Origin of the sequence: Neisseria gonorrhoeae, assembly GCF_003315235.1 — a bacterium.
Lineage (GTDB): Bacteria > Pseudomonadota > Gammaproteobacteria > Burkholderiales > Neisseriaceae > Neisseria > Neisseria gonorrhoeae.
Genome location: NZ_QNRU01000028.1, coordinates 1 through 23344, shown reverse-complemented (window position 1 = coordinate 23344; position 23344 = coordinate 1). Strand labels below are relative to the sequence as shown.

Genomic DNA, 23344 nt, shown 5'->3' with positions numbered 1-23344 from the left:
TGCGCGTCGCCTACGGACACGTCAGACACGGCATCGATTCGACTAAAAAAATAACAGGTACTCTTACCGCCTACCATGGTGCTGGCATAACACCTACGGTTTATCCTGATGGAAGTCCCCGAGAAAACACTTATCAAAAAAGCCACAGCATCCGCCGCGTGGGCCTCGGCGCGATGGCGGGCGTGGGCATAGACGTCGCGCCCGGCCTGACCTTGGACGCCGGCTACCGCTACCACTATTGGGGACGCCTGGAAAACACCCGCTTCAAAACCCACGAAGCCTCATTGGGTATGCGCTACCGCTTCTGATTCCCCGATACCGATGCCGTCTGAACCTTCAGACGGCATTTTTGACGCGCCCGCCGTTTACAGGCGCGGGGCGGGCTTGGAAATACCCGAACCGTCATTCCCGACAATACCGTAATCTCGAAACCCGTCCGACAATACCGCAATCTCGAAACCCGTCATTCCCGCGCAGGCGGGAATCCGGACCCCCGACGCGGCGGGAATCTATCGGAAATAACTGAAACCCCGCGTCCTAGATTCCCACTTCCGTGGGAATGACGGTTCAGCAAGCGTAGGTCGGATACTTGTATCCGACAAAACCTTTAACATTCCCATCATTGCAATCCATTGCAGCAATGTCCAAAATGTCGAATTCAAGAATCCGGCCTACAAAATCATTCCGAGCATAATACTATGAAATACCGTCGTTTTTACCGCAATGGCGGCACTTACTTTTTTACGGTTGTAACCAATAAACGGCAGAAGATTTTGACCGATGATGCGGTGCGTTTGGCTTTACGGCAGGCGGTAATGGCGGTGCGCGAACGGTATCCGTTTGAAATTTTGGCATGGGTGTTGATGCCCGATCATCTGCATACCATATGGCGGCTGCCGGACAATGATTCTGCTTATTCGGAACGCTGGCGGCAAATCAAGCGGCACAGCCAATATTTAATCGGCGGCAATCTCAGGCTTTGGCAAAACGCTTTTGGGAACATACTATTCGCGGTAAGGCCGATTTTGCCTGCCATTTTGATTATCTGCATTTCAATCCGGTCAAACATGGCTATGTAGGACAAATTTCCGATTGGCGGTTTTCTACGTTTCACCGTTATGTCAAACAGGGTATTTATCCGCATAATTGGGGTGGCGGCAATGCGGACTTTTCTATTGAATACGATTGAAGTAATGTCGGATTCGAGAATCCGACCTACGGAAAACTGAAAGAGCATCGGCTGCTGGACGGCATTATGCGCAAAGCCCGCCGCAACCGCCCGCTGACGGAGGCGCAAACCAAACGCAACCGATATTTGTCGAAGACCCGTTATGTGGTCGAACAAAGCTTCGGTACGCTGCACCGTAAGTTCCGCTATGCGCGGGCAGCCTATTTCGGACTGATTAAAGTGAGTGCGCAAAGCCACCTGAAGGCGATGTGTTTGAACCTGTTGAAAGCGGCCAACAGGCTAAGTGCGCCCGCTGCCGCCTAAAAGGCGGCCCGGATGCCTGATTATCGGGTATTCAAGGGGGATTAAGGGGGTATTTGGGTAGAGTTAGGAGTGATTGGTGGCGGAAACAGCCGAAAATCTGTGTCAGGGTTTCAGCTGTCGGGAGGGAAGGGAATTTTGCAAAGGTCTCAAGATATAGTGGATTAAATTTAAACCGGTACGGCAAGGCGAGGCAACGCCGTACCGGTTTAAATTTAATCCACTATATTTCCGCCTGCTGCCGCCCGAAAAGCGTAATGCGCTGATGGTGCTGCTGCACAATCCGGACGGCGGATAACCGGTGAAAACGGGAAATGCCCGGGCGGTGTCGTCTGTGCCTGTTTGGACAAGCGTTCTTGAGGGCGGTAAAATCAAGGTTTGCCCGAAAAGGGCAGGGCGATATGCCGCGCTTGGATTTTGCGCGCGGTTTTTCGCGTTGGAAGCAATCATGTCTGTTTGAATATTTAATGCCGTCTGAAACGTCCGGACGGACCCCCGTTCCTTATGAAAAAACCGACCGATACCCTACCCGTCAATCTGCAACGCCGCCGCCTGCTGTGTGCCGCCGGCGCGCTGTTGATCAGCCCGCTGGCGCACGCCGGCGCGCAACGTGAAGAAACGCTTGCCGACGATGTGGCTTCCGTGATGAGGAGTTCTGTCGGCAGCGTCAATCCGCCGAGGCTGGTGTTCGACAATCCGAAAGAGGGCGAACGTTGGTTGTCCGCGATGTCGGCACGTTTGGCAAGATTCGTCCCCGACGAGGGGGAGCGGCGCAGGCTGCTGGTCAATATCCAATACGAAAGCAGCCGGGCCGGTTTGGATACGCAGATTGTGTTGGGGCTGATTGAAGTGGAAAGCGCGTTCCGGCAGTATGCGATAAGCGGGGTCGGCGCGCGCGGTCTGATGCAGGTTATGCCGTTTTGGAAAAACTACATCGGCAAACCGGCGCACAACCTGTTCGATATCCGTACCAACCTGCGTTACGGCTGCACCATCCTGCGCCATTACCGAAACCTTGAAAAGGGCGACATCGTCCGCGCACTTGCCCGCTTCAACGGCAGCCTCGGCAGCAATAAATATCCGAACGCCGTTTTGGGCGCGTGGCGCAACCGCTGGCAGTGGCGTTGATTTTGAACCCGTGCCGCAACCGAAATACGGCGAATCCTGTATAATCCGAAAATCTGTTCACTGGAAGTTCAGACGGCATTGCAACTGTTGATGCCGTCTGAAAAATTATTTATGGCAAGAGACAACCGCATCCAAATGTTTCCGCACGAATGGCGCGCCAGTACGACGCTTTCCGGCGTGTACGCGCTGCGTATGCTGGGTATGTTCCTCGTGCTGCCCGTTTTGGCAATATATGCCGCCTCGCTGCCCGGTGCGGAAGACAATAAAACGCTGGTCGGGCTGGCAATGGGCATTTACGGGCTGACGCAGGCATTGCTGCAACTGCCTTTGGGTATCGCTTCCGACAAGTTCGGGCGCAAGAAAACCATTTATGTCGGGCTGGTCGTGTTTGCCGCCGGCAGCTTCCTTGCCGCCGCCGCCGATACGCTGCCCATGCTGGTTGCCGCGCGCGCCATACAGGGCGCGGGGGCGGTCAGTGCTGCCGTAACCGCGCTGCTTGCCGACTTGACGCGCGACGGCGTGCGTACCCGCGCGATGGCGATGATCGGTTTGAGTATCGGTCTGACGTTTTCGGTCAGCCTGGTGGTTGCGCCGATGATTGCCGATGTGGCCGGCGTTCGCGGACTGTTTATGCTGACCGGCATTCTGACCGTCATCAGCATCGGCGTAGTGGCGTGGATGACTCCTGATCCCGAAGTTTCCAAGCTGCATGAGGACACGCAGGCGCAGCCTTCGCGCATAGGAGAAGTTTTGAAAAACCGTAGGCTGCTGACGCTCGATTTCGGCATTTTCGCCCTGCACGCCGCGCAAATGGCATTGTTTACCGCGCTGCCTTTCGCGATGACCCAGCTCGGTTTGGAAAAAATCCAGCATTGGAAAGTATATCTGCCCTCGACCATTACGGGCTTGGTGGTGATGGTTCCGCTGATTATCGTCGGCGAAACGCGCAACAAGCTCAAACAGGTTTTTGTTTTGGGCATCGTCTGCATCGCGGCGGCGCAGCTTGGTTTGCTGTCCGGAATGCACTCGATTTGGCTGATTACCGCTTATCTGGTTGTTTACTTTATCGGTTTTAATGTGTTGGAAGCGAGCCTGCCGTCTATGGTTTCCAAAATCGCGCCGTCCGACCTGAAGGGTACGGCGATGGGCGTGTACAACACGATGCAGTCGCTCGGACTGTTTGCCGGCGGCGCGGCAGGAGGCTTGCTGTTTCAAAAATACGGCTTTGCCGGCGTGTTTGCCTTTTGCAGCATATTGATGCTGCTGTGGCTGGTGATTGCCGTTTTATCGCCCGCGCCCAAGCCCGTCAAAAACCTCAGTTACCCTGTCGGCGGCGTGTGGCAGGGCAATCGGGACGGTTTGCAACGCGCCCTGTTGCAGTTGGAAGGCGTGGAAGACATCGGTTTCAGTTTCGACGGGCAGACCGTCTATCTTAAAGTGTTGCAGAAGGGTTTCGATCAGGCTGCCGCTGAAAAAATCATTACAGGAGTTTAAAAAATGTCATTGAACAAAGTCATCCTTATCGGCCGCCTCGGACGCGATCCCGAAGTGCGCTATATGCCCAACGGCGAGGCAGTGTGTAATTTCAGCGTCGCCACCAGCGAAACTTGGAACGACCGCAACGGCCAGCGCGTAGAGCGCACCGAATGGCACAACATCACGATGTACCGCAAACTGGCGGAAATTGCCGGGCAATACCTCAAAAAAGGCGGGCTGGTTTATCTGGAAGGCAGAATCCAAAGCCGCAAATACCAAGGCAAAGACGGCATCGAACGCACCGCTTACGATATTGTCGCCAATGAAATGAAAATGTTGGGCGGGCGCAATGAAAACAGCGGCGGCGCGCCTTACGATGAAGGTTACGGTCAGAATCAGGAGGCTTACCAACGCCCCGCTCAGCAAAGCCGGCAGCCCGCTCCCGACGCGCCGTCCCATCCCCAAGAAGCACCCGCCGCGCCGCGCCGCCAACCCGTGCCGGCCGCCGCCCCGGTCGAGGACATTGACGACGACATCCCGTTCTGAATTTTACGGCCGGACATCCTCGCGGAGGGAAGTCATAAAGGACGGAAAAACCTTAAACCTTACGGGGCAAGGTTTCTCTTTTTTGCATTTGGGCCGGCTTGTTGCCGCCCCCTGCGTTGGGCGTAACGTTGCGATTGCGCCGTTCGGGCGTTTTGAGGCAAGCGATGCCTGCCGCACTCCCCCGCTGTTTTCAGACGGCATTTTAAAATTGAGGCGGTGTTTTCAAATAGTGCGAAGCAATAGTCGGGCTTCAGCCAGTTTGTTTGAAATCAAAGGGTTGGAATCAAACGCCAAACGCTTGAACCATCATTGCCCGATGCGGCAAACCGGCATCGTCCGGCAATACGGTTGTTTAAAAATAGGGAAATCAGGATGGAAAACCAAAGGCCGCTCCTAGGCTTCGCGTTGGCACTTTTGGCGGCGATGACGTGGGGGATGCTGCCGATTGCCGTGCGGCAGGTATTGAAGTTTGTCGATGCGCCGACGCTGGTGTGGGTGCGTTTTACAGTGGCGGCGGCGGTATTGTTTGTTTTGCTGGCATTGGGCGGGCGGCTGCCGAAGCGGCGGGATTTTTCTTGGCATTCATTCAGGCTGCTGCTGCTCGGCGTGACGGGCATTTCGGCAAACTTTGTGCTGATTGCCCAAGGGCTGCATTATATTTCGCCGACCACGACGCAGGTTTTGTGGCAGATTTCGCCGTTTACGATGATTGTTGTCGGCGTGTTGGTGTTTAAAGACCGGATGACTGCCGCGCAGAAAATCGGTTTGGTTTTGCTGCTTGTCGGTTTGCTTATGTTTTTTAACGACAAATTCGGCGAGTTGTCGGGTTTGGGCGCGTATGCGAAGGGCGTGTTGCTGTGTGCGGCAGGCAGTATGGCCTGGGTGTGTTATGCCGTGGCGCAAAAGCTGCTGTCGGCGCAATTCGGTCCGCAACAGATTCTGCTGTTGATTTATGCGGCAAGTGCCGCCGTGTTCCTGCCGTTTGCCGAACCGGCACACATCGGAAGTTTGGACGGTACGTTGGCGTGGGTTTGTTTTGTGTATTGCTGCTTGAATACGTTAATCGGTTACGGCTCGTTCGGCGAGGCGTTGAAACATTGGGAGGCTTCCAAAGTCAGCGCGGTAACAACCTTGCTCCCCGTGTTTACCGTAATATTTTCTTTGCTCGGGCATTATGTGATGCCTGATACTTTTGCCGCGCCGGATATGAACGGTTTGGGTTATGTCGGCGCACTCGTCGTGGTCGGGGGTGCGGTTACGGCGGCGGTGGGGGACAGGCTGTTCAAACGCCGCTAGTTCGCAGGCAACGGAAAATGCCGTCTGAACGAGGCTTCAGACGGCATTTTATTTGAGGGAAGGATTAGCGCGGATGAACCATATCGGCAGGGACGACCAGTTCGTCAAACTCTTCGCCCGTCAGCAAGCCCAACCCAACGGCAGTTTCGCGCAGCGATTTATCGTTTTTGTAGGCGGTTTTGGCGACTTTGGCGGCGTTTTCGTAGCCGATTTTGCGGTTTAACGCAGTAACCAGCATCAGGGAATGGTGCAGGAAATAGTCGATTTTTTCCGGTACGGGTTCGATGCCGGCGGCGCAGTTTTCGTTGAAGCTGTTGCACGCGTCGCCCAAGAGGCGGATGGATTGCAAGAGGTTGTAAGCGATAACGGGCATATAGACGTTCAGCTCGAAATTGCCCGACGCGCCCGCCATACCGATGGTAACGTCGTTGCCGAACACTTGGCAGCACACCATCGTCATCGCTTCGCATTGGGTCGGGTTGACTTTGCCCGGCATAATGGACGAACCCGGTTCGTTTTCGGGGATTTTGATTTCGCCCAAGCCGCAGCGCGGGCCGCTTGCCAGCCAGCGGATGTCGTTGGCGATTTTGTTCAGGCTTGCCGCCAGCGTTTTCAATGCGCCCGAAGCGGCAACGGCGGCATCGCGTCCGCCCAAGGCTTCAAATTTGTTCGGCGCGCTGACAAACGGCAGGCCGGACAGTTCGGCGAGTTTGGCGGCGGCTATTTCAGCGTATTCGGGATGGCTGTTCAAACCCGTACCGACCGCCGTTCCACCCAAGGCGAGTTCGTACAAACCTTTGAGCGCGTCGTTCAGACGGCCTAAGCTGTGGTCGAGTTGGGAAACGTAGCCGGAAAATTCTTGTCCCAAAGTCAGCGGCGTCGCATCCTGCAAGTGGGTACGGCCGATTTTGACGATGGGGGCGAAGGCTTGGGCTTTTTTGTCCAATGTATCGCGCAAGGCTTTTACCGCCGGAATAAGGTGGCGGTTGATTTCAATCGCGGCGGCGACGTGGATGGCGGTCGGGAACGCGTCGTTGGTCGATTGCGCGTGGTTCACATGGTCGTTGGGGTGGACGGGCCGGTACGCCGCCAAACCCGTACCTGCAATTTCGTTGGCGCGGTTTGCCAGCACTTCGTTCATGTTCATATTGGACTGCGTACCGGAGCCGGTCTGCCAAACCACTAAGGGGAACTGCCCGTCGAGCCTGCCGTTCAGTACATCATCCGCCGCCTGCGTAATCAAATCCGCCTGTTCGGGCTTAATCCTGCCGAGGGAAACATTGGTCGCGGCGGCGGCTTTTTTCACCAACGCCAAAGCGTAAATCAGCGGCTGCGGCAGGGTTTCGCCGCCGATTTTGAAATTGTTGCGGCTGCGCTGGGTCTGCGCGCCCCAATAGGCTTCGGACGGGACTTCGACATTGCCCATCGTGTCGTGTTCGGTGCGGGTGTTCATACGTTTCTCCTTTTGAAATGTGAATAAGAGTGATTCGCAAATATTATAATGGAGATTGGCGGAATGAGGAAGCATCAAGGCGGGAGGGCAAAAAAATGCCGTCTGAAAAGCATTCAGACGGCATTTGATGCGGCGGCTGAGGTTTACAGCACGGATTTCACCGTATCAACCACATTGTCCACGGTAAAGCCGAATGCTTTGAACAGCAGATCGGCAGGGGCGGATTCGCCGAAGCGGTTGATGCCGACGACTGCGCCGTTCAGTCCGACATATTTGTACCAGCCGTTGGTGTGTCCGGCTTCTACGGCGATGCGCGGCAGGCCTTCCGGTAGGACGGCGGCTTGATAGGCGGCGTCTTGGCGGTCGAAGACGCTGGTGGACGGCATGGAAACGACGCGCACGGCAATACCTTGTCCTGCCAATACTTTTTGCGCTTCTACAGCCAATCCTACCTCGGAACCGGTGGCAATGATGACGGCTTGGGCGTTGCCTTGGGCTTCACTGATTACGTAAGCACCGCGTTTGATGTCGTTCAGTTGTTGCTCGCTGCGTGCTTGGAATTTCAGGTTTTGACGGCTGAAAATCAGGCAGGACGGGTGGTCTTCGGCTTTTGCCGCTTCTGCCCAAGCGACCAGAGATTCTGCGGTGTCGCACGGCCGCCATACGTCCATATTCGGAATCAGGCGCAGGGTGGCGGTTTGCTCGATAGGCTGGTGGGTTGGGCCGTCCTCGCCCAAACCGATGGAATCGTGGGTGAATACGAAGACGGGGTTGATTTTCATCAGTGCCGCCATGCGTAAGGCGTTGCGTTCGTATTCGCTGAACATCAGGAAAGTCGCGCCGAAGGGTTTTACACCGCCGTGCAATACCAAACCGTTCATAATCGCACCCATACCGAACTCGCGCACGCCGTAGTGGATGTAGTTGCCGCCTTTGTCGCGGGTAACGGAGACGCTGTTTGACCAGTCGGTCAGGTTGGACGGGGTCAGGTCGGCAGAACCGCCCACCAGTTCGGGCAGCTCTTTTGCCAAGATTTCGATGCTGTTTTGGCTGGCTTTGCGGGTGGCGACGGTTTCCGCTTTGGCGCACACTTCTTTCAATGCCGTCTGAACGTACTGGTCAAAGTTTTGCGGCAGCTTTTTATCCATGCGGCGCACAAATTCAGCGGCTTCGGCAGGATATTTGGCTTGATATTGCGCGAACAGTTCGTTCCATCCGGCTTCCAGTTTCGCGCCTTTTTCTTTGGCATTCCACGCATCGTAAATTTCTTGCGGGATTTCAAACGCAGGATAAGCCCAACCCAAATGTTTGCGCGTGGCTTCGATTTCGTCCGCACCCAAAGGCGCGCCGTGGGTTTTGTGGCTGCCTTCTTTGTTGGCGCTGCCTTTGCCGATTAAGGTTTTGCAGCAGATGATGGACGGCTTGCCGGTTTCGGCGCGGGCGGCTTCGATGGCCGTCTGAATGGCGGCGGTGTCGTGGCCGTTTACGTTGGGAACGACGTGCCAGCCGTAGCTTTCAAAGCGTTGCGGGATGTTTTCGGTAAACCAGCCGTCCACTTTGCCGTCGATGGAGATATTGTTATCGTCATACAAAACAATCAGTTTGCCCAAGCCCAAGGTGCCGGCGAGTGAGCAGGCTTCGTGCGATACGCCTTCCATCAGGCAGCCGTCGCCCATAAAGACGTAAGTGTAGTGATCGACGATGTTCAAACCGTCTTTATTAAATTCGGCGGCAAGGATTTTTTCTGCCAATGCCATGCCCACTGCGTTGGCAATACCTTGCCCCAACGGGCCGGTCGTGGTTTCCACGCCGTCGGTGTAGCCGTATTCGGGATGGCCGGGGGTTTTGCTGTGCAGCTGGCGGAAGTTTTTCAGATCTTCAATGCTCAGGTTGTAGCCGGTCAGGTGCAGCAGGCTGTACAACAGCATAGACGCATGACCGTTGGAGAGGACGAAGCGGTCGCGGTTGTAGAATTTGGGATTGGCGGGATTGTGATTGAGGAATTTCGTCCACAATGTTTCCGCCATTTCCGCCATACCCATAGGCGCGCCGGGGTGGCCGGAATTGGCTTTTTGAACGGCATCGGCCGAGAGGAAGCGGATTACGTTTGCCAGTTGAGACATTTTGTATTTTCCTTGCTGGTGTTTCGGATAAGTGGATAATCGGAAGGCGTTGATTATCGCCCGATTCGCTTATGCTTTCAAGAAAAGGGCGGACGCGGGGGAAGGCGGCGGCAGGGGGTGGGCGGTGGGGAAGGATTTTCGATTTGCGGGCGAAGCCTGCCATTATTCCTTTTGAAATAAAACGTTATAGATTGTGTGCCGGATTGTTGATAGCGTTTGTTTATGAGCTTGCGCCGGCGGTTCTGCCGATAAGGGGGTGTCTGTTTTTTTTAGTCTTTGTTTTTTAAGAGTATTTTAATTTTGTTCGGGCGGTGCGGTAAAATCAGGGCGTTTTGATGCGGATGGGAAATGTATTCGCCCAATACATCCGGACGGCGCATAAAGTTGTACAATAGCGGGAATATATTTTGGGAAAAGCGGATTTTCTCAAAACTTGAAACACAATGCCTTAAAAAAACAAGAAAAATGACGTCTGAAAAGCAAAACGGCGGCGGTAACGGGCAAACCATCAATCAAAAATCTAAGGAATGCAGAATGACCACGGAAAACCAAGCCGGCAGTCCGGCATCCGGAATCGGCACGTCCGAACAAACAAAAGCCGCGCCGAAAGTGAAAAAAACGTTCGATCCGCGTGCCAGCGTGATTCAAATCCATCCCGAAGGCGAACGCATCCATCCCAAAAAGGCGGAAGGACGGTTCGCCAAACTGCGTATCGCCGCCGTATTGGCGACCCAGTTTGTGTTTTACGTCATTCCGTGGTTCAACTGGAGCGGAAGGCAGGCCGTCGTTTTCAATATCCCCGAACGGCATTTCTTCATTTTCGGATTGTCGTTGGGGGTGGGCGATTTGATTTACCTTGCCCTGCTGCTGATGATTTGCGCCTTCGGGCTGTTTTGGTGGACGACGATTGCCGGCCGTTTGTGGTGCGGCTATTCCTGCCCGCAAACGGTTTACACCGAAATTATGCTGTGGATCGACAACCTGGTCGAAGGCGATAGAAACAAACGCCTGAAGCTGGAAAAATCGCCGTGGAATTTCACCAAAATCCGCATCAAAGCCACCAAATACCTGTTGATTTTCCTTGTCTGCGCGTGGACGGGCATCACGTTTGCCGGCTGGTTTGTCCCCATCCGCCAGTTTGTTCCCGATTTATTCACCGGAGCAGCAGGCGGCGGCGCGATGTTTGCCGCAGCGTTTTACGGCTTTATGACCTTCTTCTTCGCCCATATTATGCGCGAAAAAGTGTGCCTGCATATGTGTCCGTACGCACGTTTCCAAAGCGCGATGTTCGATAAGGACACGCTGATTGTTTCTTATGACGCGGAACGCGGCGAACCGCGCGGCGCCCGCAAGAAAACGGTCAACAAGGAAGAGGCGGGTTTGGGCGACTGCATCAACTGTGCGATGTGCGTCCAAGTCTGCCCCGTCGGCATCGACATCCGCAACGGCCTGCAATACCAATGTATCGGCTGCGCCGCCTGTATCGACGCGTGCGATGAGATTATGGACAAAATGGGTTATCCGAGCGGTTTGATACGCTATACGACCGAAAGCGCGCTGGAACACGAATATGCCGAAAAAGACATTAAAAAACGGCTGCTCAGACCGCGCGTGGCAGGTTACGGCGCGGTGTTGGCAGTGGTTGTCGCCGCCTTCCTGGTCGGTTTGTCCACGCGCAAAATGGTCGAAGTCGATATTCTGAAAGACCGTGGCGTAATGGTGCGCGAAAACGCCAAAGGTTGGCTGGAAAACGCATATAGCCTGCGTATCATCAACAACAGCGAAAAAGAACAGCTGATTACCGCAAGTGTCAAAGGATTTGACGAAATCGCCCTGACTGGGCTGCCTGAAGGCGGTATAAAAGTGGCTCCGCGCGAAACAATAACCCTTCCCGTCCAAGTGTCCACCATTCCGGAATACGCGGACAAAGGCAGTCATCCTATCGAGTTTATCTTCCAATACCGGGAAAGCGGTGCATCAGACGGCAAGCCGGTTGTTTTGGAAGAAGACGCAACCTTTATCGGAGAATAACCGTGTCTCAAAACAATCCAATCAAGCCTTGGTACAAACACGTCTGGCCGTGGGTCTTGATGGCGGGGCCGATTTTTGTCGTCATCGCCAGCGTCGCTATGTTTTTTGTCGCGCAGCAGCACGCGACAGATTTGGTTACGGACGATTATTATAAGGATGGCAAGCATATCGACATCCAGCTTCATCGGGATGAAGAAGCCGTCAGACGGCATATCGGGGTGCAGGTCCTCATTTCTCCCGATATGAATGCGGCAAAAGTGTTTGTCGGCGGCGAGTTTGACGGCAAACAGCCTTTGAACCTGCTGCTGATGCACCCGACCCGCAAGGCGGACGATCAAACCGTCGCCCTCAAGCCCGTCGGCAGCGCGCAGAACGGCAGGGCGGAATATGAGGCGGTGTTCAAAACCCTTCCGCCGGCCAACCACTGGTATGTGCGCGTGGAGGACGCGGCAGGCGTGTGGCGCGTCGAGAACAAATGGATTACCAGCCAGGGCAATGCGGTCGATTTGACCCCGATGGACAAACTTTTCAATAATGCAGGAAGCAAATAAAAAAGCCGTGTTTTCATTGCATTGGTTTGTTATATGCAATGTCGGGCAGGCATTGTTTGATTATTCGGCGTGATGGTCTGATTTGTCGGACGAAAATAAATGTATCTCATCCCGTTTATTTTTTAACATCATTCCGAAAGGCAGCCTGAAAAATGCCGTCTGAAAGGCTTCAGACGGCATTTGTGTTGTATGTCCGACATAATGCGGAAGGCATTTTGTTGACATAAAAACGTTTTTATTTCTCTCCGTTTTTTCGACACTGTTCCGGAACACAACCTGAAAAACGCCGTCTGAAAGCCCTTCGGACGGCATTTTGTTTGCAAATCAAATCCTACCTGATGTCAGCGTCCGAGCGTTGCAACAGGTTCGCTCCCCGTCAGCAGATATTGTATCGTTTCGCGGACGGTGCGGATGGCATTACCGAAGGGAAGCTGGTCTTTTCCCCTGAAAAACAACCCCTTATCAACTTCTCCACGGAATGCGGCAGCAAGCTGGATATCAATACAGAATTGCCCTGCTTTGGAAAGCCCGTCGCGCAGACCGCAGCTGGTCAGGCAGTTTAAACCTTGGGTACAGCGGCGCGGGTCGGCTTTGGCGTTTGCCTGAAGTTTGCCTTCGCGCCTGATATAGCTGTCTAGGAATTTGGTGCGGATACCGCGCGCCGGCAAACCGGCAACAGACATAAATTCGACTACTTTTTCAGTTTCCGCACTGGCGAGCGTTTTTTTAAAGTTGAGGTGTGCATCTCCTTCTTCGGTAACGGCAAAAGCCGTACCGATTTGAACGGCGGAGGCTCCCCAGTTCTTTAGGGCGGTTTTGACTTTTTCAAAATTTGCCATGCCTCCCGCAAGAATAAGCGGGATTTTTTCTCCCTCCAGCCCCAAATTTTTAAACACTTCAAACGTTTCCTCAATCACGCGTTTGAAGTCGAATTTGGCATCGTTTACGCCTTCAACGGTTGATGCACCCAAATGTCCGGCCGCATGGGCAGGATGTTCGACTACAATCGCATCGGGCAATATGCCTTTTTTCATCCAACGTTTCAAGACGATATTAATACCGCGCGATTCGGACAGAATCGGCAGCAGCGCGACATCCTTATGATAGCCCTCGGTCATTTCCGGCAGGTCTAAAGGCAGGCCGGCACCCATCACGACCGCATCCGCCCCTGATTCGCAAGCCTGGCGGACATACGCGGCGTGGTCTTTGACCGCCTTCATCACGTTGACCGCAATCAGTCCTTTTCCCTCTGAAGCACTTTTGGCTTTTTGGATTTCCCTGTCTAATGCGGTACAGTTCAAAGACGTATATTTCTCTTCACTCGGATTGATTTGGGATTCGGCGAGCAGGTCTTCGTGAAGGTGGCGCAAATCTACACTGGCAATCGTTCCGATGCCGTTTTCACGCGCCACCGCGCTGGATAAACCCGATGCGGAAACACCGACCCCCATACCGCCTTGCACGATGGGAATAAGGGATTTTCCACGAATAATCAAAGGGTCAAAAATATTCTGCATCAGTTTCTCCGAATATACGAATCAGTCAGGCTCATGAAAAATGGTTTTAACTGTTTTAGAACCATTACTCAAATTTGGTATTATACTCTAAATATTGCAGTGGTAAACAGAAAAGCAGAAGGAGCTTTGGAATATGCTGTTATATCTGTACCAATCGGACAAAATATAGTGGATTAAATTTAAACCGGTACGGCGTTGCCTCGCCTTGCCGTACTATTTGTACTGTCTGGGGCTTCGTCGCATTGTCCTGATTTAAATTTAATCCACTATATTGAACGGACACCGCATCCGGTTATGGGATATCGGTTTGCATGGCAAAAGTTTGAATATGATTCGATTACGTCTGAGATTCTGATGAAGTGGGTAGGTAAAGATATGGTAACGAATTGCCGAGGCAATAAAAATCCCCGAGGGATTATTTCGGGGATTTGGAATCTGGCACGCCCACGGGGAATCGAACCCCGGTTACCGCCGTGAAAGGGCGATGTCCTAACCGCTAGACGATGGGCGCGTATTGTATTTTCTTACTGGCGCACCCGGAGCGATTCGAACGCCCGACCCTCTGGTTCGTAGCCAGATACTCTATCCAACTGAGCTACGGGTGCGCTGCAATAAATTTTTGAATTTTATGGTAATCATCGGATTCTGTCAATTATTTTGTTGGATGAAATGCCTTAAAAGTGTAAAATATCGGTTTGTTGTTTGAATTTAAAGAGAATAAAATGATTGTTGTTTCCCGCTGGCCCTTGCTGGAAAAGGCGTTTTTACGGTTTGGAATGCCTGTTGCCGTGGTTGATTTGGAATCGACGGGCGGCAATCTGTATGAAGACAGGGTAACCGAAGTGGCTTTGGTCAAGTTTGGGCAGGGAAGGGCGGAGAGGTATGAATGGCTGGTCAATCCTCAAAAACCGATTCCGAAGTTTGTGGCGGAACTGACGGGGATTTCAGACGGCATGGTTGCCGACGCGCCGGTGTTTGCTGAAATTGCCGGCGGGTTGTTTTCGGTATTGAAGGGGTGCGTGCTGGTGGCGCACAACAGCCGTTTCGACTATACGTTTTTAAAGCATGAGTTTCATCGTGCGGGTATCGGATTTTCATCGCCTGCTTTGTGCAGTGTGCAGCTTTCGCGTCGGCTGTATCCGCAGTTTTACAAGCACAGCCTGGACGGTATCATCGAAAGGTTGGGGATTGTTGTGGAAGACAGGCATCGTGCGATGGCGGATGTATCGGCGTTGTGTGATTATTTGGAATACAGCCTGTCGGCACACGGGCTTGAGGAGTGGAGCAGGCAGTGTTTCCGTTTGACGAATCCGAAACTTTTTCCTGCCGCGCTTCCCGAACGGTTGAGGGAACGGCTGTACGGTTTGCCCGACGGTACAGGTGTGCTTGCCTGTTTCGACGGCGGGGGAAAAGTAAATTATATCGGTACGTTTGAACGGGCATATGGCGAGGTTGCGGCTTTGTTGGATTCCGGAAAAGCCCCCGTTTGATTGGTGCAATACGGAGGAAGTCCGTTTTTTTTTCCCGCATTGGGCAGCCTGCATGCATATAAGATTAAAGCGGAATTGGTCGGACGTTATCATTCGGGTTGTTATGTATCTGCCAAAAATCTGCTTAAAACATTTACGACCGTCAGGTTTGAAAAAGGTTCAGACGGCATGTTGAATGCGAAAACAGCGGCTTTGAAAAACGGTGTGACGGATAATCCGCCTACCGGATTATTTGCCAATAAAAAGGCGGCGAGACGGGCTTTGTCGTCGTGGGCGGAAACATACGGATTGTGTCCTGCCTCAGCCGGTATCCTTCCGGACGGTTATGCAGAGGATGAGCCTTGTCCCGTATATGTTTCAGGCCGATGCGATAAGGCGTGCGGCCGTTCTGACGAACAAGTTTTGGCGTTTGCACACAAGTTGCCTGTTTTGGATTGGGGAAAAATGCATGAGGTGGAAATTACCGAAACCGATCCTTTAACGGGGGAAAAGTCGTTCTGCATGGAATGGGCGGCGCATTGGAAATGGATGACGGGCTTTGGTATTTCGATAAAGATTTACCGGATGTGTTTAAGGCGAAGTTTAAAACGGACAGGAAAAATATTAAGGAAATCGGTTAAATCGATACCGGTTGGTGAAAGCTGGTAAGTATGTAAACAGCCGTTCGTATTGATTGCCTGATCGGTCTGGATTGGAATGTGTTGCCGTTTGCAGGTAATGTGTCTGAAGATGCCGTCTGAATTTTTTCAGACGGCATTTTTGCCGACGCGGTTTGCGTGCCGTGTCGGTTTGCCCGTCCGTCCCGAGGCATCGGACAAGCAGGGTGGTTTTTATAGTGGATTAAATTTAAACCGGTACGGCGTTGCCTCGCCTTGCCGTACTATTTGTACTGTCTGCGGCTTCGCCGCCTTGTCCTGATTTTTGTTAATCCACTATAAAAGCTGTTTTCGGTTGAAACCTAACCGGTTTTCAAAAGTTTCAGACGGCATCTTGTCCGGGTGCGTTCAAACGCCTCTTCCAGCCTGCCCTCGGTCACACCTTCCGGGTAGTGTTTGAGGATGACCGACACTGCCTGTTTCCAGTCGCCGCCGTCTGCCTCGACGCGGGGTTTTAAGCGTTTGGCGATTTCGACCTTGCTCAATACCTGCTCGGCGACCTCCATCTTGTTGTAATCCATCTGTTGCCCCTGTTTGGGCATAAAGAGCGTATTGCTTGCGGCAAGCGTATCTTCTTGATGTTTGTACGGGTCGATTTTGCCGCCGAACGGGACTGCCTTGCCTTTGCGTTTGGCGGCTGCCGCCTCCAGCGTTTCCGCACCCATCGCCAGCTTGTCCAGCTCTTTGCGATGCCGTTGCGCGTCTGTATCGGCCGGGGCTTTGTATTCCGCCCCGATGACCGCGGCATCAGCCTTGAAGCCCATCTCGTCAAAAACTACTTCGGGTACGGATACCCAAACCTCGTTACCCTCCGCGTCATAAGTGGCGACCCGCGCCCCGTTTGCCTCCCAAGGATTCTTACCGACCAAAACTTTCTGACCGACCAAAATCCCCTTGATGCCTTTTACGCTATATACCCGTCCGCCAAAGCGGATTTCCAAATCCGCCGAGACTTTCGCCTCTTTCGGCGCGCTGACGGCAAGCTCTCGGCAATATTCGGCAGGCGGCGGCAGGATGAGCTGCTCGGGTTTGATTTTGTTCCACGCCTGATAGCGGGTCATGCCGTGGCGGCTGTGTTTTTGCGTACCGTTGTAGTAACGCATCCAGCGTTCCGATAAAGCATTGAGCTGGTCGATGTCGTGTACCTCGGTAAAGCGCAACCCGCTCTCAAATGCCGTTTCCACAATATCGTTGGCTTTTTCCACTTGCCCTTTGGCACGCGGATTGCCCGGCTTGTTGATTTGCACATGCACATCCAAGGGCTTGCACAAATTTTTAAACGCCGCCGAAGTATTCGCGCTGCCCGGGTCAAGCATGACCATGCGCGGTACGGTCCGGAACGGGTCTTTGCCGATGTCTTTTTTCGCCTGCATCATGTAGATGAAAAAATCACAGAGGTTCGCGCTGGTTTCGCCGCCGAAGTAATAACGCACCGAAATCGTGCCGGAGGCATGGTCTGTCCCCGTGTACCGCCAAACGCGGTCGTTTTCGATTTTGACGACGTTTTTCGGCTTGTTTTTATAAAACTCCTCTTCCTTCATCACCCGCAGCCCCGTATCCTTGCCCTGACGCGGCAGGCAATACAAAACGCACAAACTCGGGTCGATTTGCCAACAATGGTTCGGGTGTTCCGATTTCATGCGGCTGACGGGGTCGGGCTGCAAAAGCTGGTCGGAATGCAGCTTGTATTCCCGTAAAGCCCGGGTAATGGTGTTTTCAGAAAGGGGGATGACTTCCCCGGTTTCCCCGTCAATCCGCGCCGCCTCGATTTTCCCGTTGGCGCGCAGCATTTCCACCGCCTGCCGCACCGGCATCAACCGCTTGCCGTTGCGCCTCATCGCCTCCGCCAAAACCGCCGAAATCAATTTGGCTTCTTCCGGTTTAAGCTCCGTCTTGCCCGCATCGCTGCGCCGTTTGCGCGTCGGCTTGACGCTGACCGCCTCCAGCTTGCGGTATAGCGTGGCAAGGCTGATGCCCAATTCCTGCGCCTGCTGCTTAAGATATGCAGAGCGTGCGCCGCGCCCCATTGCTTCCGCCTGATTTTCGACTGCTTTAAGACGCTCAATCATTGCCGGATTCATCGCCTTCTCCCGTTTCACCGCCCAACCATTCCGGCACATTGTCTGCCGGTGCTTCGGTCGGTAGGGCATAGCTTTCGCGCAGTTGCTCGCAGTCCAAAATAATTTGATTGAGCGTGCCGACCATCTTCGCGCGGTGGTCAAATCCATGCGCCTCGCCGTGCGCCGCCATCTGCTCGAACATATCGCGCAATCGGCTGATTTGCGAGCGGATACCGACTTCCAAGCTGTCAAGCTGCCAAGCTGCATCGTCAGCTCGATGCCCACATCCGCAGGTTTAGGCTCTTTGACACCCGTCTGCTTTTTCGACAGCTTTTCCGCCAGCTCATCGACCTTTTTATTTTTATCGGCAATCACCTTATCTTTCGCTTCCGCCGTTTCACGGCTTTCGCGCAGGGCGACGCGCAGCTCCTTAATAGTCATACGGTCGACATCGTCAAAAGTGTTGCCGTTGACCTCACCGCCTTCGGCAAGCTCCAACAAAGTGTCGTCGTCTTCGACCAGCAGCTCGAGCAGTTTGGATTTGCCCAACGTCATCAGCTTAGGCTGCGCTTGTTTCATTTTCGGGTCGATAAAACGGAGGGTGGCATTCATCAGTCTTTGGGATTCCCGCCGTCCGAGGCCAACTCTTTTTCAGCGATTTCGGCAAACCGCCCATGCGGCGTATGCTCTTTGATGATGATCAGCGCGCGTCCCGGCTCAAACATCCCTTCCATCGTTTGGCGTCCGCAAATCGTCCGCGCTCAATCCATACCGTCTCGTTGTAGGCCTCGCCGCCTGAAAACTTGTCCATAACCTCCATACTGTGGATAGCCAATTCGTTTGCCGTTACGCCGACCGTATGTCCTAAAATTTCTGTTGCCATTTCTTTTGCTCCTCAAATGCGACGACGTCGTCGCATTTAGTAAATTCGGTTTTCCAATTCTTGCAAGCGCGCATTCAGCCGCTCTTGCTGTTTTCTGAACCGCTCTGCGATTTGTAGGGTTTTGATGCCGTAGGCGTAGTTGCCGTTTTCAAGCTTGATGACCAATCCCGATGCAACCAAATCATCAATATCCCTGCTGACTTGTGATGGCGTCAGCCCCAGGCCGTCTGAAAGCTCCTTATTGCTGATGCCGATTACCGGATGCGCGTCCATCGCCAAAAACACCCGCAACAGCCGCTGCGCCTTTTTACTCGTCGCCATCCGCATCCTCCTTCAGCCCAAGTTTTACCGCCGCTTCGTGGCTTTTGCCGAAATTGCCTTTCAGCTTGCCGCGCAAGGGGTGTTCCACCGCGGTGCGCTCCAAATTGAAATGTTTCGCCCGGTGCGTCTTGCACACGCCGTTGCGCTTAAACCACACGGCCGTGCTGCCGCGCGTTTGCAGATAGGGAATAGGCTTGAAATTTAAAGGTTTTTCAATATTATTTATGCCTTTCGTGTGGTATAATGTGTTTAGTTTTAGGCCTCTTTGCACGATAAACATCCGGTCTGTTGTGCAGCAGCAGGGTCTTGGCTTGTTTTAAAATAAACAAGCTTTTTCCCGTAGCCGGGTGTATGTGATCCATCATGAGCTGTCGCGCATGAGCCTTCAAAGTGTTCATTTTTTCGTCCTTTTTCGTGATGATTTAGGGTGTTTCATGTCTTGATGTGTGAATTATGAGAAAAATATTTCTCTTTTCAAGGAAATTTAAGTGGAAAAAACTTCTCTTTTTGGTAAGCGATTGAAAGAAGAAAGAATTAAATTAGGCTTGAACCAAGCAGAAGCTGCTGAAAAATGTGGTTTTTCTCGTGAGATGTGGGGAAAGTGGGAGCGTGGTGAAAATCGCCCATCAAGTGAAAAATTATTCTCTTTTTCTAAAATCGGCATCGATATTGATTACGTCATGCACGGCAGACGCGGCGAAACAGCCGCCATGCCGTCTGAATCCTTGAGTGCTGAAGAAAAAGAACTGCTTGCCCTGTTCCGTCAGCTCGGCAGCGGCAGCCGCAAAGAGCTTGCTGACTACGCCGCCTTTAAGCTGGTGGTAGAGAAAAAAGCCCAAACTGCGCTTGGTAAAGTGAGCAACGGATAAAAAATGCCGTCTGAAGATTTCAGACGGCATTTGGGACACTCTGACAGTCGGGCTGCTCCGGTGTTCTGAAACAGATATTAAGCAATAGGAGCGGCCGTGCATTTTAAAGCGTATTAAAAACCACCCCGATATTCAGGTCATCGGCCAAGTGGTTCAGATTTCAAAAGACCTTAATTAACTTACAATAGGAAAAATGATGACAGAAACGAATTACTCTTTTGAAGGGCTGGTAATTGAAAAAAATTATTACCCATCGTATTTATCCGAAAAATGAAAATAGAGAGCGTGTAGAACCTAAAATCAGTACACATTTGATTGATTTGCCTATTACGGCAAGAAGAACATTGGAAACCAGGCTGACCAAAGCTTTGGGTAATAAATCTCATGGCATTGAAATGTCTGTTGTCAATACGGCTGAAAATAGTTTTTTTCAGATAGCGGCAGCCATACAACTCAAAGAGGAAGCAGAGTTTATTGAGGATTCCGCACAATTTGCCCACATGTTGACCGATGCACAACTGAATACAAATGCACCGGGTGGTATTTTGTTGGTTTTAAAAGGTAGGGTTGGAGATACCGGTAAGCCGTTTTTATGTGTAATTAAGGCTGAACCTCAAGATGGGTTCCGAACCAAAGAAGAGGATGACTTTATCACGATTGAATTCTTAGAAGAATTATTACTGACCGATTCAGCAAGATTATTCAAGATAGGTTTTTTGGTGGCTGAAACAGTAAGGCCGCTAGAGCAAATACAATCTGGGAATTATCGAGCTTTTTTGTATGACCATCTGATGACACAAACGGAAACTAGACCGGCAGCTTCCTATTTCTATCAAGTATTCTTGGGTATGAGTATAGCTGCTTCTTCCCGTAAATTGACGCAGGATTTTTTTGAGTGGACACGCAATTTTATCGATAACTCTGATTTAAGTGATGATGCAAAATTAGATGCGCATGAAGCATTGCGCGTTACATTGAAAAGTGCGGAAGCAACCATTAGTGTAAATAATTTTGCCCAAAATCATTTACCTCAAGAAAAACGAACAACTTATACAGAATTTATGGTGGAAAAGGATTTTCCTCAAAATGCCGTAAGTAAAGATATTGAATATATTAAAACTCGTTTACGCAAACGGAGGTCTTACGGATTTAGTAACGGTGTAGTTATCTTGACTCCTCCCGAGCATACTCAGGACTATATGGAAATTGCGCCAACGGAAGATGGGGAATATACTGTTGTCCTAATTAAAGGACAGTTACAACAACAAAAATGAGTGATATTGATGATTTCAAAAGCTATTTAGAAAGCCACCAAGCGGCATTTTCCGCTTGGGGTAGATTTGTGGCTGAAGAAATTCAAAATCAATTATCCAATGTCATTTCTCCTGTTCCGGTTGCCAATTTTCTAAAAATTGAAGCAAAGCCTGGAGTCAAAGAGATTTCTTCAGCTCTAGCCAAGATTGGCCGAAAAAATTACACTTCACCTCAAACTCAAATGACTGACTTGGTCGGCGTACGTTTTGTGGCATTGCTTGCGGAACATATTCAAATAGTTTGTGAAATCATTGAATCCTCATCTCAGTGGAATGCTAAAGTTTCGAAAGATTTTGCAGATGAAATTCAGCAAAATCCCAAAGCAATTTGACTATACAATCCAAACATTACGAGATTCGTCCTAAACAAGCATTCATTACACCCGAAAATGTCAGCATCCCTGCTGATTTGTGCTGTGAAGTTCAGGTGCGTTCTTTACTCCAACATGCTTATGCAGAGCTGGTTCATGACAATATATACAAGCCTGACGGCAATGTTCCAAAGCAAGCAGAGCGCGAAGTCGCGAAGAGCATGGCTTTGATGGAAACTACAGATGACTTATTTAGTCGTACTCTGGCAATTTTGAAAGAAGCAAATCAACCACAAGAAGAGCTTCTTCCCCAATTATCACAGCTTTATCAAAAGGAAATAGGGCTTGTTCCTGAAGTTGATAAAAAAACCAATATGATTTTTCTAGAAACATTTCAATCCAGCATTTCCCAATCAAGTATTCTTTCTGACATCCGTTCACTTTTGAATGAGAAGAAATATATTGCCAAGCGGATAAAAGAAAATGCTGAAGAAATGTATTTTTTCAGTCAGCCAGCAGCTTTGTTGGTCTATTGGCTGATTGAGAAAGTTGGTGCAGATGAAGTATGGAAAAAATGGCCTTTGCCTGCATACAACAAAAACCTGAAATTCATTTGTACTGATTTGGATAAGCAACCATCCCATGAACTCTTTTAACCCCCTTTAAAAGCCCATTCAGACGGCCTTTCCTAATTATGCCTTAATCAAACGCGGCATAGCGGCAGTTCCGCAGCTGGCGGAAATCAAAAAATCCGCAAATCAGGAAGGGGGCGGCAATGATTGAATTTGTCCGAGCCAAAAAACGGCTGCTTTGGGCATTTGTACTTTTGCTTGCGTGGGCGTGCGGCTACCGGTACGCTGCCGACAAGGCCGAAGCGGAACAAACCGCCCTGATTGCCGCCTATCGGCATTCTTCTATGGTTGCGGCGGAACAATACGCCTTGCAGCTTAAAAAAGCGCAGGACGAAAGGCAGCGGTGGTACGACTTTTCCCAAAAACAAAGCACGGATTTGGCGGCCGCCCTGAGCGAATTGGACAAAACGCGCAACACCTTACAGGAGTAAACCCGTGAAGCGGCAGACAAAGACGGCAACCGTTTTAACGGCCTTGGCACGAACAGCCTGCACCTCTACAACCGTGCCTTCGGATACCCCGATTAAAACCGTTGCCGTCGCGGAAATTCCGCCCGTTCCTTCCGGACTGCTGGTCGAATACGAACGCCCCGAGCGTCCGGCCGGCGGCTCTCCCGAACAACTTTTAAACCACGCCGTCCGCTATGGCGGATACTACCGAAAGCTCGAAATCCAAATTGAGGGCTGGCAGAACTGGCACACGAAAGGCCGTCTGAAACATGACTGATTTTGCCGACCGCGCATCCGAACGCGAAGCCGAATTTCTGGTGGAAGCCTTGGCGAAACACCAACCGCCGTCTGAAAACACCGCCGGCTTCAGCCATTGCGAAGACTGCGGCGACCCGATACCGGAAGCAAAGCGAAAAGCCGTCCGAGGCTGTACGCGCTGTGTTGTCTGCCACGAATATAGTCAATTAAAAACAAAATAGTACAACACTCGACGTTGAAGGTCTAACCATGGCATACTCTGCGGACTTAAGAAACAAAGCCTTAAACCATAGCGGATTAACAAAAATCAGGACAAGGCGGCGGGCCGCAGGCAGTACGAATGGTACGGAACCGATCCGCCCGGCGCTTCATTACCTTAGGGAATCGTTCCCTTTGAGCCGGGGCGGGGCAACGCCGTACCGGTTTTTGTTAATCCGCTATATTACGGACAATGCAAAAACACCGGCCAAACCGCAGCAACGTTTAACTTGT

Annotated in this window: 21 protein-coding genes, 2 tRNA genes and 5 pseudogenes; 18 read left to right on the top strand and 10 right to left on the bottom strand. The window is 51.8% G+C overall.

The genetic code is table 11. The features are described 5' to 3' along the window. From DFR77_RS10110 to DFR77_RS10065, 7 genes and pseudogenes are all read left to right on the top strand, one after another. Positions 1–308: opacity family porin (locus DFR77_RS10110; RefSeq protein ID WP_146778614.1), on the top strand; the 308-nt coding region annotated here is incomplete at its 5' end. Positions 309–698: 390 nt separating this feature from the next. Then, a pseudogene (locus DFR77_RS10100) lies at positions 699–1189 on the top strand (REP-associated tyrosine transposase). A 36-nt stretch (positions 1190–1225) separates the two neighbouring features. After that, positions 1226–1492 (top strand): annotated as a pseudogene (locus DFR77_RS10095) (transposase); the annotation flags it as partial. A gap of 501 nt (positions 1493–1993) precedes the next feature. Beyond that, on the top strand, positions 1994–2617 hold the full coding sequence (locus DFR77_RS10085) for a lytic transglycosylase domain-containing protein (RefSeq protein WP_003688215.1): 624 nt from the start codon (positions 1994–1996) through the stop codon (positions 2615–2617). A gap of 111 nt (positions 2618–2728) precedes the next feature. Beyond that, entirely contained in the window at positions 2729–4111 is a 1383-nt protein-coding gene (locus tag DFR77_RS10080) for an MFS transporter (protein WP_113852118.1), read from the top strand. Positions 4112–4114: 3 nt separating this feature from the next. Continuing rightward, on the top strand, positions 4115–4639 hold the full coding sequence (locus tag DFR77_RS10075; RefSeq protein WP_003688219.1) for a single-stranded DNA-binding protein: 525 nt from the start codon (positions 4115–4117) through the stop codon (positions 4637–4639). 372 nt (positions 4640–5011) lie between these two features. Beyond that, positions 5012–5935: a DMT family transporter gene (locus DFR77_RS10065; RefSeq protein WP_003695068.1), complete on the top strand. Its 924-nt coding sequence runs from the start codon at positions 5012–5014 to the stop codon at positions 5933–5935. Between the two features lie 64 nt (positions 5936–5999). On the opposite strand, the gene fumC is transcribed toward DFR77_RS10065, so the two are convergent. After that, positions 6000–7388, bottom strand: a complete 1389-nt coding sequence (fumC, locus tag DFR77_RS10060; protein ID WP_003691001.1) for a class II fumarate hydratase — start codon at positions 7386–7388, stop codon at positions 6000–6002. A gap of 143 nt (positions 7389–7531) precedes the next feature. Then, positions 7532–9511, bottom strand: coding sequence for a transketolase (gene tkt, locus DFR77_RS10055; protein WP_113852117.1), 1980 nt, complete (start codon positions 9509–9511; stop codon positions 7532–7534). Between the two features lie 534 nt (positions 9512–10045). Between tkt and ccoG the strand changes: the two genes are divergently transcribed. Then, positions 10046–11542, top strand: a complete 1497-nt coding sequence (ccoG, locus tag DFR77_RS10040; protein WP_003688230.1) for a cytochrome c oxidase accessory protein CcoG — start codon at positions 10046–10048, stop codon at positions 11540–11542. Positions 11543–11544: 2 nt separating this feature from the next. Continuing rightward, positions 11545–12093 (top strand): FixH family protein, encoded by a 549-nt coding sequence (locus DFR77_RS10035; protein ID WP_003688232.1) that lies wholly within the window; start codon positions 11545–11547, stop codon positions 12091–12093. 341 nt (positions 12094–12434) lie between these two features. Here DFR77_RS10035 and DFR77_RS10030 read toward each other — a convergent pair whose 3' ends face one another. The 4 genes and pseudogenes from DFR77_RS10030 to DFR77_RS10020 form a co-directional block, all read right to left on the bottom strand. Further along, on the bottom strand, positions 12435–13610 hold the full coding sequence (locus tag DFR77_RS10030) for an NAD(P)H-dependent flavin oxidoreductase (protein ID WP_003691002.1): 1176 nt from the start codon (positions 13608–13610) through the stop codon (positions 12435–12437). 157 nt (positions 13611–13767) lie between these two features. Continuing rightward, a pseudogene (locus tag DFR77_RS13845) lies at positions 13768–13884 on the bottom strand (IS5/IS1182 family transposase); the annotation flags it as partial. Between the two features lie 162 nt (positions 13885–14046). After that, positions 14047–14121 (bottom strand) — tRNA-Glu (locus DFR77_RS10025). A gap of 17 nt (positions 14122–14138) precedes the next feature. After that, positions 14139–14215: transfer RNA gene (locus tag DFR77_RS10020), tRNA-Arg, on the bottom strand. A gap of 117 nt (positions 14216–14332) precedes the next feature. Between DFR77_RS10020 and DFR77_RS10015 the strand changes: the two are divergent. Both DFR77_RS10015 and DFR77_RS10010 read left to right on the top strand, forming a co-directional pair. Continuing rightward, a pseudogene (locus DFR77_RS10015) lies at positions 14333–15720 on the top strand (3'-5' exonuclease). Between the two features lie 109 nt (positions 15721–15829). Continuing rightward, a complete protein-coding gene (locus DFR77_RS10010; protein WP_071201060.1) occupies positions 15830–16018 on the top strand; it encodes a hypothetical protein in 189 nt (62 codons plus the stop codon). Between the two features lie 40 nt (positions 16019–16058). Here the strand turns inward: DFR77_RS10010 and DFR77_RS10005 are convergent, their stop codons facing one another. From DFR77_RS10005 to DFR77_RS09990, 4 genes and pseudogenes are all read right to left on the bottom strand, one after another. Further along, entirely contained in the window at positions 16059–17825 is a 1767-nt protein-coding gene (locus DFR77_RS10005) for a DDE-type integrase/transposase/recombinase (protein ID WP_003695077.1), read from the bottom strand. After that, a pseudogene (locus DFR77_RS14705) lies at positions 17818–18699 on the bottom strand (hypothetical protein). Before DFR77_RS14705 ends, DFR77_RS10005 begins: the two are co-directional and overlap by 8 nt. A 36-nt stretch (positions 18700–18735) precedes the next feature. Beyond that, positions 18736–19020, bottom strand: coding sequence for a winged helix-turn-helix transcriptional regulator (locus tag DFR77_RS09995; protein ID WP_003706365.1), 285 nt, complete (start codon positions 19018–19020; stop codon positions 18736–18738). Beyond that, complete coding sequence (locus DFR77_RS09990; protein WP_003702555.1) at positions 19007–19237, bottom strand: helix-turn-helix domain-containing protein; 231 nt, start codon at positions 19235–19237, stop codon at positions 19007–19009. The genes DFR77_RS09995 and DFR77_RS09990 overlap by 14 nt, the downstream gene beginning before the upstream one ends. A 271-nt stretch (positions 19238–19508) precedes the next feature. On the opposite strand from DFR77_RS09990, the gene DFR77_RS09980 reads away from it, so the two are divergent. The 7 genes from DFR77_RS09980 (at position 19509) to DFR77_RS09955 (ending at position 23073) form a co-directional block, all read left to right on the top strand. Next, positions 19509–19889, top strand: coding sequence for a helix-turn-helix domain-containing protein (locus DFR77_RS09980; RefSeq protein WP_003688243.1), 381 nt, complete (start codon positions 19509–19511; stop codon positions 19887–19889). Between the two features lie 233 nt (positions 19890–20122). Then, a complete protein-coding gene (locus DFR77_RS09975; RefSeq protein ID WP_003691008.1) occupies positions 20123–21163 on the top strand; it encodes a nucleoid-associated protein in 1041 nt (346 codons plus the stop codon). Beyond that, positions 21160–21534 (top strand): nucleotidyltransferase family protein, encoded by a 375-nt coding sequence (locus tag DFR77_RS13840; RefSeq protein WP_010358353.1) that lies wholly within the window; start codon positions 21160–21162, stop codon positions 21532–21534. Before DFR77_RS09975 ends, DFR77_RS13840 begins: the two co-directional genes overlap by 4 nt. Next, on the top strand, positions 21531–22169 hold the full coding sequence (locus DFR77_RS09970; RefSeq protein WP_003691011.1) for a nucleotidyltransferase family protein: 639 nt from the start codon (positions 21531–21533) through the stop codon (positions 22167–22169). The genes DFR77_RS13840 and DFR77_RS09970 overlap by 4 nt, the downstream gene beginning before the upstream one ends. Positions 22170–22288: 119 nt before the next feature. Further along, a complete protein-coding gene (locus DFR77_RS09965) occupies positions 22289–22576 on the top strand; it encodes a hypothetical protein (protein WP_003688246.1) in 288 nt (95 codons plus the stop codon). A gap of 73 nt (positions 22577–22649) precedes the next feature. Beyond that, positions 22650–22871, top strand: a complete 222-nt coding sequence (locus DFR77_RS09960) for a hypothetical protein (protein ID WP_010358352.1) — start codon at positions 22650–22652, stop codon at positions 22869–22871. Next, positions 22864–23073 carry a TraR/DksA family transcriptional regulator gene (locus tag DFR77_RS09955; RefSeq protein WP_003693377.1) on the top strand — a complete coding sequence of 70 codons (210 nt, stop codon included), beginning with the start codon at positions 22864–22866 and terminating at the stop codon, positions 23071–23073. The genes DFR77_RS09960 and DFR77_RS09955 overlap by 8 nt, the downstream gene beginning before the upstream one ends. The last annotated feature ends 271 nt before the right edge of the window (positions 23074–23344 follow it).